The organism is Kushneria sp. EE4 (genome assembly GCF_977968315.1).
Genome location: NZ_OZ386212.1, coordinates 804,427 through 819,862, shown reverse-complemented (window position 1 = coordinate 819,862; position 15,436 = coordinate 804,427). Strand labels below are relative to the sequence as shown.

13 protein-coding genes and 3 tRNA genes are annotated in these 15,436 nt (G+C 60.1%); 11 read left to right on the top strand and 5 right to left on the bottom strand.

Going from position 1 to position 15,436, the window contains the following annotated elements; all coding sequences use genetic code 11:
* Window positions 1-6 precede the first annotated feature (6 nt).
* On the bottom strand, window positions 7-1,098 hold the full coding sequence (gene prfA, locus ACXMYO_RS03690) for a peptide chain release factor 1 (protein ID WP_115853479.1): 1,092 nt from the start codon (window positions 1,096-1,098) through the stop codon (window positions 7-9).
* On the bottom strand, window positions 1,095-2,366 hold the full coding sequence (gene hemA / locus ACXMYO_RS03685) for a glutamyl-tRNA reductase (protein ID WP_457807846.1): 1,272 nt from the start codon (window positions 2,364-2,366) through the stop codon (window positions 1,095-1,097). Before hemA ends, prfA begins: the two co-directional genes overlap by 4 nt.
* A gap of 263 nt (window positions 2,367-2,629) precedes the next feature.
* Here hemA and ACXMYO_RS03680 point away from each other — a divergent pair, with 263 nt between their 5' ends.
* The 10 genes from ACXMYO_RS03680 to ACXMYO_RS03635 all read left to right on the top strand — a co-directional run bounded on the left by ACXMYO_RS03680 (window position 2,630) and on the right by ACXMYO_RS03635 (window position 10,847).
* Window positions 2,630-4,456: a tetratricopeptide repeat protein gene (locus tag ACXMYO_RS03680; RefSeq protein ID WP_457807845.1), complete on the top strand. Its 1,827-nt coding sequence runs from the start codon at window positions 2,630-2,632 to the stop codon at window positions 4,454-4,456.
* A complete protein-coding gene (gene lolB, locus ACXMYO_RS03675; RefSeq protein WP_438766878.1) occupies window positions 4,453-5,085 on the top strand; it encodes a lipoprotein insertase outer membrane protein LolB in 633 nt (210 codons plus the stop codon). The genes ACXMYO_RS03680 and lolB overlap by 4 nt, the downstream gene beginning before the upstream one ends.
* Complete coding sequence (ispE, locus tag ACXMYO_RS03670) at window positions 5,082-5,987, top strand: 4-(cytidine 5'-diphospho)-2-C-methyl-D-erythritol kinase (RefSeq protein WP_457807844.1); 906 nt, start codon at window positions 5,082-5,084, stop codon at window positions 5,985-5,987. The genes lolB and ispE overlap by 4 nt, the downstream gene beginning before the upstream one ends.
* A 34-nt stretch (window positions 5,988-6,021) precedes the next feature.
* Window positions 6,022-6,096, top strand: a tRNA-Gln gene (locus tag ACXMYO_RS03665).
* A gap of 73 nt (window positions 6,097-6,169) precedes the next feature.
* Window positions 6,170-7,111 (top strand): ribose-phosphate diphosphokinase, encoded by a 942-nt coding sequence (locus ACXMYO_RS03660; protein WP_438766874.1) that lies wholly within the window; start codon window positions 6,170-6,172, stop codon window positions 7,109-7,111.
* Window positions 7,112-7,217: 106 nt separating this feature from the next.
* Entirely contained in the window at window positions 7,218-7,892 is a 675-nt protein-coding gene (locus ACXMYO_RS03655; RefSeq protein ID WP_438766872.1) for a 50S ribosomal protein L25/general stress protein Ctc, read from the top strand.
* 128 nt (window positions 7,893-8,020) lie between these two features.
* Window positions 8,021-8,608 carry an aminoacyl-tRNA hydrolase gene (gene pth, locus ACXMYO_RS03650; RefSeq protein ID WP_457807843.1) on the top strand — a complete coding sequence of 196 codons (588 nt, stop codon included), beginning with the start codon at window positions 8,021-8,023 and terminating at the stop codon, window positions 8,606-8,608.
* A gap of 37 nt (window positions 8,609-8,645) precedes the next feature.
* On the top strand, window positions 8,646-9,524 hold the full coding sequence (locus ACXMYO_RS03645) for a DMT family transporter (protein ID WP_457807842.1): 879 nt from the start codon (window positions 8,646-8,648) through the stop codon (window positions 9,522-9,524).
* A gap of 93 nt (window positions 9,525-9,617) precedes the next feature.
* On the top strand, window positions 9,618-10,709 hold the full coding sequence (ychF, locus tag ACXMYO_RS03640; protein ID WP_457807841.1) for a redox-regulated ATPase YchF: 1,092 nt from the start codon (window positions 9,618-9,620) through the stop codon (window positions 10,707-10,709).
* Between the two features lie 61 nt (window positions 10,710-10,770).
* A tRNA-Met gene (locus ACXMYO_RS03635) sits at window positions 10,771-10,847 on the top strand.
* A 57-nt stretch (window positions 10,848-10,904) separates the two neighbouring features.
* Here ACXMYO_RS03635 and ACXMYO_RS03630 read toward each other — a convergent pair.
* Window positions 10,905-12,215, bottom strand: coding sequence for a M18 family aminopeptidase (locus tag ACXMYO_RS03630; protein ID WP_457807840.1), 1,311 nt, complete (start codon window positions 12,213-12,215; stop codon window positions 10,905-10,907).
* A 140-nt stretch (window positions 12,216-12,355) separates the two neighbouring features.
* Between ACXMYO_RS03630 and ACXMYO_RS03625 the strand changes: the two genes are divergently transcribed.
* Complete coding sequence (locus ACXMYO_RS03625; RefSeq protein ID WP_438766862.1) at window positions 12,356-14,563, top strand: carboxy terminal-processing peptidase; 2,208 nt, start codon at window positions 12,356-12,358, stop codon at window positions 14,561-14,563.
* Between the two features lie 123 nt (window positions 14,564-14,686).
* Here ACXMYO_RS03625 and ACXMYO_RS03620 read toward each other — a convergent pair whose 3' ends face one another.
* Together ACXMYO_RS03620 and ACXMYO_RS03615 are read right to left on the bottom strand one after the other, a co-directional pair.
* Window positions 14,687-14,863 carry a hypothetical protein gene (locus ACXMYO_RS03620; protein ID WP_457807839.1) on the bottom strand — a complete coding sequence of 59 codons (177 nt, stop codon included), beginning with the start codon at window positions 14,861-14,863 and terminating at the stop codon, window positions 14,687-14,689.
* Window positions 14,864-15,342: 479 nt separating this feature from the next.
* Window positions 15,343-15,418, bottom strand: a tRNA-Asn gene (locus tag ACXMYO_RS03615).
* Window positions 15,419-15,436: the final 18 nt, after the last annotated feature.

The window sequence follows — 15,436 nt, the reverse complement described above, 5'->3', positions numbered from 1 at the left end:
TTCCTGTCAGCCGTTTTCGCCGGTCATGGCCGCCAGCTGGTCGGCCTGATATTCATGCACCAGCGGATCGATGATGTCATCAAGCGCACCGGTCATGACTTCCCCAAGCTTGTAGAGCGTCAGGTTGATACGGTGATCGGTCACCCGGCCCTGCGGGAAGTTATAGGTGCGGATGCGCTCGCTGCGATCGCCCGAACCCACCAGCGAACGGCGCGTATCGGACTGCTGCTGTTGTCTGGCGCTTTCGGCACTCTGTTTGAGGCGGGCCGCCAGTAGCGACATGGCGCGGGCACGGTTTTTGTGCTGGCTGCGCTCGTCCTGGCATTCCACCACGGTACCGGTCGGCAGGTGCGTAATGCGGATCGCGGAATCGGTGGTATTGACGTGCTGGCCGCCGGCGCCGCTGGCGCGGAAGGTGTCTACACGCAGATCACCCGGGTTGAGCTCGACCTCGGCGACGTCATCGGCCTCGGCCATGACGGCCACCGTGCAGGCCGAGGTATGGATGCGCCCCTGGGATTCGGTCGCCGGCACCCGCTGCACCCGATGCGCGCCGGATTCAAACTTGAGCCGGGCATAGATATCGCCGCCGGCCACACGGGCGATGATCTCCTTGAACCCGCCCTGTTCGCCGTGGCTGGCGCTGACGGTTTCCATTTTCCAGCCGCGGCTTTCGGCGTAGCGCGAATACATGCGAAAAAGATCACCGGCAAAGAGTGCGGCTTCATCGCCGCCGGTGCCGGCGCGCACCTCGAGATAGACGCTGCGCTGATCGTCCGGGTCCTTCGGGATCAGAAGCTGCAGCAGCTGCGGCTCCAGCGCTTCGAGCTTCTCGTCGATGTCGGCAATCTCGTCATGCGCCATGGCGCGCATGTCCGGATCGCTGTCTTCAAGCATCTGACCGGCGCTGTCACGATCGGCCTCGAGGCTGCGATGGCGTGCCCAGTGTCCGACCAGTTCTTCCAGATCGGCATACTCGCGCGAGTAGTTGCGAAACCGGGTCTGATCACCGATGACGCCCGGGTCGGAAAGGAGTCTCGAGAGTTCTTCAAAACGTTCGGCAAAGCCGTCAAGGCGGTCTCTGAGCGAGGCCTTCATGGCGATTCCTGGTGCAGCGCGCTGTCGTCGATCAAGAGTTCCTCCGCAGCCTGGATCAGATCCACCCGCTCGGCACCGGAGGCCGCGCGAATGCGTGAAGTCGTACCGTGCAGCAGCCGGTTGGTGAGCTGCTGCGTCAATTTCTGGATGACCCGCTCGGGGTCCTGACCGCGTGACAGCGCCGCCAGCGCCTCACTTTCAGCCTCGGCACGCAGGCGCTCGGCCTGATGGCGATGGCGCCGGATCAGGTCGCCGGCGCTGCGCACCCGTCTTTCGTGCTGCCAGGCCGAGACATTGGCCAGAATCATCTCTTCGGCCTGGTCGGCGGCGGCCTGGCGCGAACGGCGGTTTTCACTGATGACCTCGTTGAGATCATCAATGCTGTACAAAAAGATGTCGTCAAGCTCGCCCACCTGCGGCTCGATGTCCCGCGGGATGGCGATGTCCACCATGAAAATGGGGCGGTGCTTGCGCGTTTTCAGCGCCGACTCGACAATCCCCTTGCCCAGAAGCGGCGTGGGACTGCCGGTCGAGGAGATCACGATGTCGGCACAGACCAGCGCGTTTTCCAGCTCGTCCAGCCCGATTGCCACCCCGTTGACCTCATCGGCCAGCGTCTGGGCGCGCTCGCGCGTGCGATTGGCCACGATAATGCCCTGAATGCCGGCATCGCGAAGGTGGCGTGCCACCAGCTCGATGGTTTCGCCGGCACCGATCAAAAGCGCGCGGGACTGGCGAATGTCATCGAAGATGCGCCCGGCCAGATTGACGGCGGCATAGGCCACCGACACCGGGTTTTCACCGATACCGGTTTCGGTGCGCACCTGCTTGGCCACGGCAAAGGTATGCTGGAAAAGACGCTCGAGATCACTGCCCAGAGTGTTATGGGTTCTGGCCACCTGATAGGCACCCTTGATCTGCCCCAGAATCTGGGGTTCTCCGAGCACCATGGAGTCCAGACCACAGGCCACGCGCATCAAATGACGCACGGCTTCGCCGTCACGGTGCCATCGGGCGCAGCGTTGCAGCGACTCGACGGGCAGACGATGAAAATGACCGAGCCATTCAAGCACCAGACGCTCGTCTCCCCCTTCGAGCCGACAATAGATCTCGGTTCGATTACAGGTCGACAGAATGGCGGCTTCCTGAACTTCGACAAGCGATGTCAGGTCTTCAAGCGCCAGCGCCATCTGACTGGAGGAGAAAGCGACCTGCTCGCGTACTTCAAGGGTCGCACTCTTGTGATTGATGCCTAGGGAAAGAAGCATCGTGATACCGTATTAGCTATAACGTTCGTGTAGAACGCTGAGACGTGACTGGATAATGTGTCAGGTATCCGGCCCCGTCAGGTCAGGTCCGTTATCGGTGATACAGTGCGCATGTTACTTGTGAATGGCACCGGCGGCCTGCGCCATGCCGCGGTGCTCGCACTTCATGGTCGAGCATTCTAACATAGCCCCGGGCGCCATGGGATGTAACGCTTTCATCAGCCTCATAGCGCCTGCAGGTTTCGCCATCAATGAGGATACGGATGCGCCAACGCACAATATGGCTATCGATGGCCGCCCTGCTGCTGCCTGCGGCACTCTGGCCGATATCCTTTGCCACTGCCGGTGACCACGCGACCACGCCGACCTCACCTGATGCCAGCACCCAAACGCAGAGCGACAATAATCAGGGTCAGGATGCGCCCTCCCGGGCAGGCCTTGACGGTGCAACCCTTGGGGCGCTTCTGGGCGCCGACATTGCCGCCCAGCGCGGCGACCTGGGACTGGCCGCCCGCACCTATGTGGAGCAGAGCCAGCGCCATATGGACATTGGCCTGGCGCGACGCGCCACACAGATGGCGCGTCTGAGCAATGATCCCCGTCTGGTTGTGGCCGCGGCCAATCACTGGGCAGCGCTGGACCGGCAAAGCGCGCCGCCCCGCCGCATTCTGGCCGCCGCCGCCGCCGAACAGGGTGAATGGGCCACGGCCATGGCACTGCTGCTCGAGGTCGACGCCAGCGGTCAGGACGCCGATCTGGAGGCCTTTCTGGAAGACGCCATTACCAGTGGCGCCGGTGCCGAAGAATTGCTGGCACCGCTTGAAAGCTACCTCACACGCCACCCCGACCAGCCCCATGCGTTAACGGCACGCGCCCTGCTTCGCTCGCTACAGGGGAATAACGACGCGGCCGACCGGGATCTTGAGCGCGCCGAAACCCTTGATGACAAACTGCCGGCGCTCTGGCTGGCCCGCAGCCAGATTGCACTGGATCGTGATGATGCCGCCGAGGCGTTGAAACACGCCCGGCGCGGCCATGAACTCGCCCCCGAAGATAACCGCTTCATTCTGGCCATGGCCCAGGCCAATCTGGCCATGGACGATGTCGATGCCGCAGAACAGCAGTTCGACACCCTGATGCAGGAGATGCCGGCCAATCTTGAGCTGCGTCTGGCGCTGGCCCGGCTTTATCTGCGCAACGATCATCCCCACGCTGCACAGCGACTGCTGGCACCGGCGCTGGAAGATGACAGCGCTGCCCCTTCGGGCGAGCTTTATATGCTGGCCGGTCTCGCCAGTGAAAGACTGGATGACCTTGATCAGGCGCTGGCGCTGTATGCGCGTGTCCCCGAAGGCGAGCACTTCACGGCGGCGCGCGTGCGCGGCGTCCAGCTGCTGGTTGAGCGCCAGCGCATCGATGATGCCCTGAACTGGCTGCAGGACCAGAAAAAGGACCATCCCGACCAGTCTGCCGTGCTCATGGAGCTTTCGCTTTCCCTGCTGGATCAAAACGATCAGCGAGCGCGCGCCGATGAACTGCTCGACGACGCCATCAAGGCGCGTTCACCCGACAACAACAGCCTTCTCTATATACGCGCCATTCGCGCCATCGAACATCAGGATCTCGAGGCCATGGAACGTGATATGCGCACCCTGCTTGAGCGCGACCCCGACAATGTCGACGCTCTCAACGCGCTGGGCTATACCCTGACCGAGCAGACCGAACGCCACGAAGAGGCGCTAAAGCTTCTGGAACGCGCCCACCGGCTGGCGCCGGAGTCGGCCCCGGTAATCGACAGTCTGGGCTGGGCCTACTTTCATCTGGGCCGGCTTGATCAGTCCGTGGCCCTGCTCAAACAGGCCTACGCCCTGATGCCGGATGAAGAGGTCGCCGCGCATCTGGCAGAAGCGCTCTGGGCCAGCGGTGACAGCGAGCAGGCACGTCGCATCATTGCAGGCGCCACGGCGCGCTTTCGCACGCACCCCACCATCGATGATCTGCTGGGTCGCTATCCGCTGCTGACACCGCTGAGCCCGCCACCCGCTACAGCAACATCCTCTACCGCCACTTCTCAGGAGAACACCCCATGACGTCAGGTAACGCGATCGGTCGCACGCTACAGTTTCTGACCCTCGCCCTGATCGCCCTTCTGGCCGGGTGTGCCACTCAGGCACCCTCGCAGAAACAGGACCGCCTTCCCGGCGACTGGCGCAGCCAGCAGCCCCGGCTTGAAGCCCTGGACAGCTGGACAGCCGCCGGCAAGGTTGGCATCCGCACTCCGGACGACAGTCAGAGCGCCAATCTGGACTGGATCCAGCGCGGCGATCAATACCGCATCTCGGTCAGTGGCCCCTGGGGCACGGGACGCAACACGCTGGAAGGCGATGGCCGTCAGGTGACACTGACCAATGGCGATGGCACCTTTCAGGCGACCACCCCGGAAGAACTGATGGCGCAGCAGATGGGCTGGTCGCTGCCGCTGTCATCACTGGTCTACTGGGTGCGCGCCCTGCCTGACCCGCGCGGCCCGCACCGCATGAGCGAAGACGATGTCGGCTTTCCGGCAACGCTTGATCAGGCCGGCTGGCACATCGACTATCGTGACTGGAGCCAGGCAGACGGTCTGTGGCTGCCGCGACGCATCGTCATGACCTATGACGACATCCGCACCACGCTGGTCATCAACCGCTGGCAGCCGGGACAGGCAGAACTGCCATGACCGGAAATGCCTCGTTGACCCTGCCGGCACCGGCCAAGCTCAACCGCATGCTGCATGTCGTGGGCAAGCGCCCGGACGGCTATCACGAACTGCAGACCCTGTTTCAGTTTCTCGATCACGGCGACACCCTCCACTTTCGCCTGCGTAACGATGAGGCCATTACCCTGTCGCCGGCGATCGAGAACGTCAGCACCGAAGACAACCTGATCGTCCGTGCGGCCCGCCTTTTACAGGCAACGGTCGATCAGGCCCTGCCGGGGGTAGATATCACGCTTGAAAAGAGACTGCCCATGGGCGGCGGTCTGGGTGGCGGCAGCTCCGATGCGGCCACAACCCTGCTGGCACTTGACCATCTCTGGCAGCTCGATCTGGATACCGACACGCTGGCAACGCTTGGGCTGTCGCTCGGGGCCGATGTGCCCGTGTTCGTGCGGGGCTTTGCCGCCTGGGGCGAAGGGGTCGGGGAACGGCTGGTACCGGCGGCACTGGACACCCCCTGGTTCGTCGTGATTCACCCGGGGGTGAGCGTGTCGACGGCCGGCGTCTTCGGCCATGCGCAATTGACACGCGACACCCCCTTGATTAGTATGTCGCGCGCCCTGCAGGGAGGTCACAACGACTGCGAGGCCGTGGTGCGAAGACTTGAGCCGGGAATCGGTGAGGTCATTGATCTGCTTCGACATTACGGACCCGCCATGCTGACCGGAACCGGCGCCTGCGTTTTCTGTCCTCTGGAGGAAGAAACGGCAGCGCTTGAACTGGAACAGGAGATACTTTATGGTATCGCCCGGCATGCGTACCCGGACCGCTGGAGCGTTTTCAGGGCACGCGGTTGTAACATCTCTCCTCTGCATCAGGCTCTGAACAGGCTTCGGGTATCATCAAGTACCGGAGTATCATGAAGCATCAAGCGTCAGTGCTTGCATCAAGGGTTACTGGGGTATAGCCAAGTGGTAAGGCACCGGTTTCTGGTACCGGCATTCCCAGGTTCGAGTCCTGGTACCCCAGCCATCTCTTTTCGATGTCATCCACGCTTGACTTCAAACCACCCCGATTTTCTACAAGCGTCCAAAGGTGGCTGCGCGTGTCTAAACTGATGGTCTTCGCGGGGAACGCCAACCCCGAGCTTGCCCGCAAGGTGGCCGAGAGCCTCGATAATCGTCTGGGCCATGCCACGGTCGGTCAGTTCAGCGATGGCGAGATCGCGGTCGAGATCAACGAGAACGTGCGCGGCAAGGACGTTTTTATTCTCCAGTCGACCTGTGCTCCGACCAACGACAACCTGATGGAACTGATCCTGATGGTGGATGCCCTGCGTCGGGCCAGCGCGACTCGCATTACCGCCGTGGTCCCCTACTTCGGCTACGCCCGCCAGGACCGTCGCGTGCGCTCGGCGCGCGTGCCGATCTCCGCCAAGGTGGTCGCCGACATGATGGTCAAGGCCGGCGTGGACCGCGTCATGACCATGGATCTGCATGCCGATCAGATTCAGGGCTTTTTCGATGTTCCGGTCGACAATGTCTACGGCTCGCCCATTCTGCTCGATGACATCGAACGCCAGAATTACGACGACATCGCCATCGTCTCGCCCGATGTTGGCGGGGTCGTGCGTGCTCGTGCCATCGCCAAGCAGCTTAATGCCGATCTGGCCATCATCGACAAGCGTCGCCCGTCGGCCAATCAGGCCCAGGTGATGCACATCATCGGTGATATCAAGGATCGCACCTGCGTGCTGGTCGATGACATGGTCGATACGGCCGGCACGCTGTGCAAGGCCGCCGAAGCACTCAAGGCGCACGGCGCCCGCCGCGTCATGGCCTATTCGACACACGCCATTCTGTCCGGTCCGGCGGTCGACAATATTTCAAAATCCCAGCTCGACGAGCTGGTCGTGACTGACACCATTCCGCTGGCCGAACATGCTCGTCGCAGCGGCAAGATTCGTCAGCTCTCGGTGGCCGGTCTGATCGCCGAGGCGATCCGGCGCGTCAGCAATGAAGAATCCGTCAGCGCGATGTTTCACTGACATCGCGCCGGTATCCGCTTTCGCATGATGCGAAAGCCCGACAAAACGGCACAGGTCTGGTCGCGGGCCGTGTCGTTTTCGACTTGAACCAATGAGGGTCCAACCCATGAAACATGATTATCAACTGACCGCTGTCGCTCGTACGGCGCTGGGGAAAGGTGCGAGCCGCCGCCTGCGTCGCGCGAACGAACGTGTCGCGGCCATTATCTATGGCGGCACCGCCGAGCCGCAGCCGATCGCCATCGAAAAGCCGGCCCTTTACAAGGCGCTTGAAGATGAAGCCTTCTTCTCCTCCATCATCAACATCGATGTTGATGGCAAAAAGGAGCAGGTGGTTATTCGTGATCTGCAGCGTCATCCCTACAAGGAACTGATCACGCACGCCGACTTCATGCGCGTGGATGCCACTCATGAGCTGACCATCACCGTGCCGCTGCACTTCGCAGGCGATGAAGAGTGCAAGGGTGTTCGTGAACAGGACGGCGTTTTGCACGTACTGGCCAACGACGTTGAAGTTACCTGCCTGCCGGCCGACCTTCCCGAGTATCTGGAAGTCAACGTGGCCGACATGGAACTGGGTGACACGCTGCACCTGTCCGACATCCCGATGCCGAAGGGCGTTACCATCGTGGCGCTGACGCATGGCGAAGACCACGACATGGGCATCGTGACCATCACGCATCCGGACCGTGGCACCGATGATCCTGAAGGCGAAGGCGATCCGTCTTCCGACGTTCAGCGCACCGAAGCCGATAACGGCGGCGAGGGCGAGCAGGTCTAAGGATGGCGCCTGCCATCTGATACCTGACGGCCGGTCGGGCCGGGCCATTTGCCCGGCTCGCCCGGCCGTTCTGATTTATGGCCTGCATGCACCGCAGGGCGTTGTGATCACAAAAGCGAGAACGCCTCATGAGCGATATCAAAGCGATCATAGGGCTGGGCAATCCCGGCGCCCAGTACACGCAGACCCGTCATAACGCCGGTTTCTGGCTGATCGAGGCGCTGGCCGGTCGCTATCACGCCACGCTGCGCAGCGAGCGCAAGCTGCTCGGACATTACGCACGCGCCACCATCGAAGGTCAGGATATTCACCTTCTGGCGCCTGCCACTTACATGAATCACAGCGGCCAGTCGATCGGTGCACTGGCCGCCTTCTACAAGCTGCCGCCCGAATCGCTTCTGGTGGTGCATGACGAGCTTGACCTTCTTCCCGGACAGGCGCGGTACAAGCAGGGCGGCGGTCACGGCGGCCACAACGGTCTGCGTGATACCATCAATGCCCTGAGCCAGAACAAGAATTTCCACCGTCTGAGACTGGGCATTGGCCACCCCGGCAGCGCCAGTCAGGTGGTCAATTACGTGCTGGGCGCCCCGGGCAAAAGCGAGCGCCGTGCCATCGATGAGGCCATCGAGGCCTCGCTCGAGACCCTGCCGCTGGCGCTGTCCGGCGACTGGGCGCGCGCCATGAACCAGCTTCACAGTTTCAGCGCGGCCTAGCCTTGCGCGACGATACTCGCTGCAGGAGCTTTCTGTCATGACGCTAGAACGCCTTGTACCGCTGGCCTTTGTCGGCATCTGGTCCACCGGGTTTATCGCCGCACGGCTGGTTGCCCCCTGGACCGACCCGCTCACTTTCCTGAGCTACCGGTTTTTGCTCAGTGCGCTGGTGTTTGTGCTGATTGCCCAGGCCGTCGGTGCCCGCTGGCCTCGCGGACGCACGGCCTGGACGCGGGCACTGCTGGTCGGCATTTTGCTGCAGAGCCTTTATCTGGGTGGCGTTTTCTGGGCGGTCGATCGCGGCCTTCCGGCAGGCGTAGCGGCGCTCGTCGTCGGGCTTCAGCCGCTGGCCACCACCTTTTTCGCCGGCTCCATGCTCAATGAGCGCCCCGATGCTCGCCAGTGGCTGGGGGTACTGATCGGCCTGGCCGGCACGCTTCTGGTGCTGCTGCCCGGACTGCAGACAGATTTCGGCGAGATCGACCCGATGGCGCTGGTGGCGGTCGTGATCGCCATGCTGAGCATTACGCTGGGCACCATCTGGCAAAAACGAACCGGCCCAGGCGCTGATCTTCGTACCAATGCCGCCATTCAGTTTATCGGCGCTCTTGTGGTGACACTGCCGCTCGCCATGGCCACCGAAAGCATGCGCTTCGAGTCGAACTGGCAGGCATGGACAGGCCTTTTATGGTCAGTATTTGGCCTGTCGGTCGGCGCGATCTCCCTGCTGCTGGTCATGATTCGTCGCGGTTCGGTCTCAAGTGTTGCATCTCTTTTTTATCTGGTGCCGCCGGTCGTGGCGCTTTTGAGCTGGCTCCTTTTTGACGAAACGCTTGTGCCGCTACAGGTTGGCGGCATGGGGCTGGCCGCCTGCGGCGTGGGCCTTGCCGGCCGACGGACATCACCCCGGCGGTAGCGGCCCGACCGCCGCAACAGGTAAACTTTGCGCCATATCGACCCCGAGCGGGTCGAGTCGAACACATCGCCCTACACTGCAGGATGCACATCCATGGGATTTAATTGCGGTATTGTCGGCCTGCCCAACGTGGGTAAATCGACGCTTTTCAACGCTTTGACCAAGTCAGGTATCGATGCAGAAAACTTCCCCTTCTGCACCATCGAACCCAATACCGGCCTCGTGCCGATGCCGGATCCACGCCTTGACCGGCTGGCCGAAATCGTCAAGCCGGAAAAGGTCATCCCGACCACCATGGAGTTTGTCGATATCGCAGGTCTGGTGGCCGGTGCGTCCAAGGGCGAAGGTCTGGGCAACCAGTTTCTGGCCAATATCCGTGAAACCGATGCGATTGCGCACGTAGTGCGCTGCTTTGACGATGACAACGTGATCCACGTGTCCAACGAAGTCGACCCGCGCGCCGATATTGAAACCATCAATATCGAGCTGGCCCTGGCGGATCTGGACAGCGTCGAGCGCGGCCTGCAGCGACTGGCGCGCGTGGTCAAAAGTGGCGACAAGGACGCCATCGCCAGCAAGGCGCTGCTGGAACGTATTCAGCCGCATCTGGCAGAAGGCCAGCCGCTGCGCAGCTTCGGTCTCAATGACGACGAGAAAAAACTTCTCAGAAGCTTTGGCTTTCTCACGCTCAAACCCACCATGTACATTGCCAACGTGCATGAAGAAGGATTTGAGAACAATGCGCATCTGGATGTGGTCAACGCCATCGCCGCCGAAGAAGGCGCCGTGGTTGTGCCGGTGTGCAACAAGATCGAGGCCGAGATTGCCGAGCTCGAGGAAGAAGAGCGCGCCATGTTCCTCGACGAACTGGGCATGGAAGAGCCGGGACTGGATCGCGTGATCCGTGCCGGCTACGGCCTTTTGGGCCTTCAGACCTACTTTACCGCCGGCGTCAAGGAAGTCCGCGCCTGGACGGTGCCGATCGGTGCCACCGCACCGCAGGGTGCCGGCGTCATTCATACCGATTTCCAGAAGGGCTTCATCCGCGCCGAAGTCGTCGCCTACGAGGACTTTGTCTCCCTCAATGGTGAACAGGGCGCCAAGGAAGCCGGCAAATGGCGCCTGGAAGGCAAGGAGTATGTGCTCAAGGACGGCGACGTTGTGCATTTTCGTTTCAACGTCTGAAAACGCCGGTACAATGCTTGACGCGCTGACAGCCTTTGCGTAGTATGCGCTCGCGTTGAACGGCTACGTAGCTCAGCTGGTTAGAGCACATCACTCATAATGATGGGGTCCCCTGTTCGAATCAGGGCGTAGCCACCAGATACGAAAAAACGGCATCCTCGGATGCCGTTTTTTTATGTCTACTCCATGGGCCACTCAGACGAGCTGGTCGCGATTACAAAATGCCGTCAGCGCACGGATCAGATAGTCCGGATCATGCGCGCCTGCCGTTTCGCGAATGGAATGCATCGCCCACTGGGCCAGCCCGATATCCAGCGTCGGCACGCCGGTACGCGTCGCACTCAAGGGGCCGATGGTTGTTCCGCACGGCATGTCGGCACGGCTGACGAAGGTCTGCACCGGCACCCGGGCCTCGCGACACAGCTCACGAAAGAGCGCCCCAGTCGCGGCACTGGTGGCGTAACGCTGACTGGCATTGACCTTGATGACAGGCCCTTTATTGAGCGCTGGCTGATGACGCGCATCATGCTTGTCGGGATAGCTCGGGTGGACCGCGTGCGCGTTGTCACACGAGATCAATCGGGAATTTTGCAGTAACCGGATGCGCCCTTCGGCACCGCTGGCCCCCTGCGCTTCCGCCAGACGCGATACGACGTCACCCAGTAATGTGCCCTGCGCCCCGCCGGTACTGCCACTACCAATCTCTTCGTGATCGTTGGCAACAAACAGCGCGCCCTGACTGCCGTCACTTTCCATCAGTGCGCGCATGCCACAATAGCACGACAGCAGATTATCCAGACGTGCCCCGGCGATCATCTCCCCTTCAAGACCCAGCTTTGACGCCGGCTGCGCATCGTAAAAGCTCAACTCGTAGTCAACGATGCCGATATCCTTGAGACCATGCTGCTCGAAAAGCCAGCGCTCGATCAGCGATTCGATCGAAGGCGGTTCCCGCTCGGGGCCGGCCTGCCAGATGACGGGGGCCATCTGCGTCTGGGCGTTGAGCGCCTTGCCCTGATTGACGTCACGATCAAGATGGATGGCAAGGCTCGGGATAATGGCCATCGGTCGGTCCACCTGAAAAAGCTTTTCGGTGAGCCCGCCCTGAGCGTTGCGCAGATAGACCCGCCCGGCAACGGCAAGATCCCGATCAAACCAGGGCGCCAAAAGCGCGCCGCCATAAACCTCGACGCCCAGTTGCATCCAGTGTGCAGACATCTGGACAGGCTGAGGCTTCAGGCGAAGCGCCGGGCTATCCGTATGCGCGCCCACCATGCGAAGCGATTCGAGCGGGCCGGCGTCGGGCAGTTGAAAGGCAACCAGGGCCCCGCCGGCGCGCGTACAGTAATAGCGACTACCGGGGGTAAGCTGCCATGGCTGCGTTTCGTCCAGCGCTGTAAAGCCTGCGGTTTCAAGACGCGAGGCCATCTCCTCGACCGCATGCCACGGCGTAGGGGAACACTTGAGAAAATCGAATAAATCAGTAATTGTCGAGGAATGAAACACGTAATTCTCCCATACTACCTATCGGTGATAAGCACGCCGGGCTGCTACAATGATCGCCCTGCCTGCTGACCTGCAACAGATCCTTTTAATCCTGTATTAACAGCATACAAAGTGTACATGAACCCGGGAGTGCTTCCTTGATGAGCCTGTTTGCCCCAGCCCGCAATATTGCGGTGTTCGCTCTGTGCCTTTTGACTGCCCTGCCCGCAATGGGCGATGAGGCAATCAAGCCGACCGACGAGGGGCGACAGGCGTCTCGGGAAGTCATTCAATCACTGGAATATGGCCACTATGAGCCGGTCACCCTCAACAATGGCTGGGCAGACCGGGTATTTAACCGCATGCTGAAACTGCTGGATTCCCAGCACGCCTACATGACACGAGAAGACATCGCACAGTTCAGCGATTTGCGTACCGGTCTTGACGAAATGCTGGTCGAAGGCGACCTGGATCGCGTCTATGCGTTTTACAATCTCTACCAGACGCGACTGGAAAACCGGCTTGAATGGCTGATCGATCGACTCGAAAATCAGCCCGACTTTGACTTTACCGGCAACGAACGCCTGCCTACCAATCTTGAAGACGCTAACTGGGCAGAAAGCCAAAGCGAGCTGGATGACCTGTGGCGCCGACGCCTCAAAAATGCTGCCCTGACCCTGTCGCTTGCCCCGGAAACATCCGAGTCGCTGCCGGTGGTCGATACCAGTGTGTTGTCTGAAATTGCCACCGTCCCGGCCCGGGTCTCTGAACCCGAAGCGCCCGTCGACCAGGGCAGACAACCCATGAGCAACGAAAAAATTGCCCAACAGCTGGCCGACCGATACAAGAGCCAGCTGTCACGCGTCAGGCAGACCAATACCGAGGACGTATTGAGCGTTATCCTCAATGCCGCCACGGGTTCCATTGATCCACACTCTGAATACCTCTCTCCAAGCCGCGGTCAGTCCTTCGATATCCAGATGAAGCTGTCGCTGGAGGGCATTGGCGCCCTTCTCCAGCAGGACAGCGAATACGTTCGCGTCTCGAGTCTGGTCTCCGGCGGCCCCGCCGAACGCAGCGGTCAGATCAAGCCGGCCGATCGAATCGTTGCCGTGGGTGATGGCGACAGTGGGGAAATGATCAGTGTCATCGGTATGCGTCTGGACGAAGTCGTCGAACACATTCGTGGTCCGAAGGGCTCGAAAGTTCGCCTGGAAATCATCCCGGCGAAAGCCATTGATGTGACCCAGACGCGTACCATCGAAATCACGCGCGACACCGTCAGTCTGGAAGACCAGGCCGCCAGCAGCCGTATCGTCGAATCCCATCGCAATGGCGAAAACCATCGTGTCGGGGTCATCAAGGTGCCGGCCTTTTATGTCGACTTTGATGCCTATCAGGCCGGCGATCAGAACTATCGCAGCTCGACACGCGATGTGGCCCAGCTGATCGAAAAGCTCAAGGCGCAGAATGTGGAAGGCATTGTGCTGGACATGCGCGGCAACGGCGGCGGCGCGCTGCAGGAAGCCAATTCGATGGTGGGCCTGTTTATCGATCGCGGCCCTACCGTTCAGGTTCGAGACGCCCGCGGACGCATCAGCCTGTACGGCGATACGGATCGTGGCGTCGCCTATGATGGCCCGCTGGGCGTGCTGGTCGACAGGCTGTCCGCCTCGGCCTCGGAAATCTTTGCCGGCGCCATTCAGGATTATGGCCGCGGCCTGGTGCTGGGCAACCAGACCTTTGGCAAGGGAACCGTTCAGACGCTCAGTGATTTGAGCCACGGCGAGCTGAAACTGACACGTGCCAAGTTCTATCGCATTTCGGGAGAAAGTACCCAGCTTCGTGGCGTAGAACCCGATATCGCCTTCCCCAGTCTGATCGACAGGGATGAAATCGGTGAAAGCGCACTGGATTACGCCCTGCCCTGGGATACGGTACGCCCGGTCAGCTACCGTACGTACGGCGAACCCTGGCAGTTCGTCACGCAGCTCAGGCAAAAGCACGAGCAGCGCGCTCAGGACAACCCCAACTTTCATTACCTCACGCGTGAGGCACAGCTGGCCGAGCAGTTCCAGGCGCAGAACAATACGGTCAGTCTCAATCGGGAGCAGAGACAGCGCGAAATGGAGGCACAGGAAGCCGAACAGCTCGCACTTGAAAACCAGCGCCGACGCGCACTCGGGATGCCGGAAATCGACACATGGACCGATGCCCGTGACGAAGCACTGGGCACAGGCGATGATGATTCACAGTCCGAATCGCCCATCCAGAAGGCAGCGTTGGAAGAGAGCGTAGAAATCCTGCTCGATTACGCGCTACTGATCGATACGGGCCAGACACAAAAAACACGCGCCCCGCGCCAGTAAATAACGCTGAAAAAAGGGGCTGCCTGTTGATACAGGCAGCCCCTTTTTATTGTCGGGCAAAAGAACTTCATATAACTATTTAACGGCGACTGCCATTAATGCAAAAAATAATGACTAATTATTTCATGACTGCTGCATGAGTCTTAATATTGTTACGGTATCCTGATGACTCATGCCGTAACTGCGCATTAATGCTTCAAGTTCGTCGGAAAAACCGGGGCCGGCAGGCTCTTCCCTTTCGAGGTTTCTCAGCATTTCGCCAAGCTGATTATCAAGTGACCACTTGTCCTTGATGGACAAATTTCTCTCGCGAGGCATTCTTTTACATTCCTGAAATTATTGATATTACGGACAAATATAATGCCGTCAGGCATAAATGGGGAACGGCATCGAAACAGGCAAGGCGTGCGTCATGAATCAACGTTACAGATCGATATAATACGCCAGAACAAAAATGCAGTCCGTCAATCAATACATGAACGAAGAATGGCTGGCCGACAGGTCAACACGAAATATCAAGAACAAGGGGGCAGCAAAAACCGTTCACGGCGTGGACTACAATTTCTTATAACAAACGCAATTTATCGAGTCAAACACGGACCGAAACATTGCCGAGCAAAGAAACTGGAAAGTTAAATCAGCGATTAACGATAAAGGATCAGAAAAGTCGTGATTCAAATGCAGGATGTTTAAAGGTAAACAAAGAAGACTCTGAAGAACAGCAGGAAGGCACTATCGATTTGGCTGGCGTGATTTACCGTCAGTAGTCATGCGGTAAATGGCTCCCTGAGCAGGACTCGAACCTGCGACCCAATGATTAACAGTCATTTGCTCTACCAACTGAGCTATCAGGGAACAACGAAGTATCAGAAT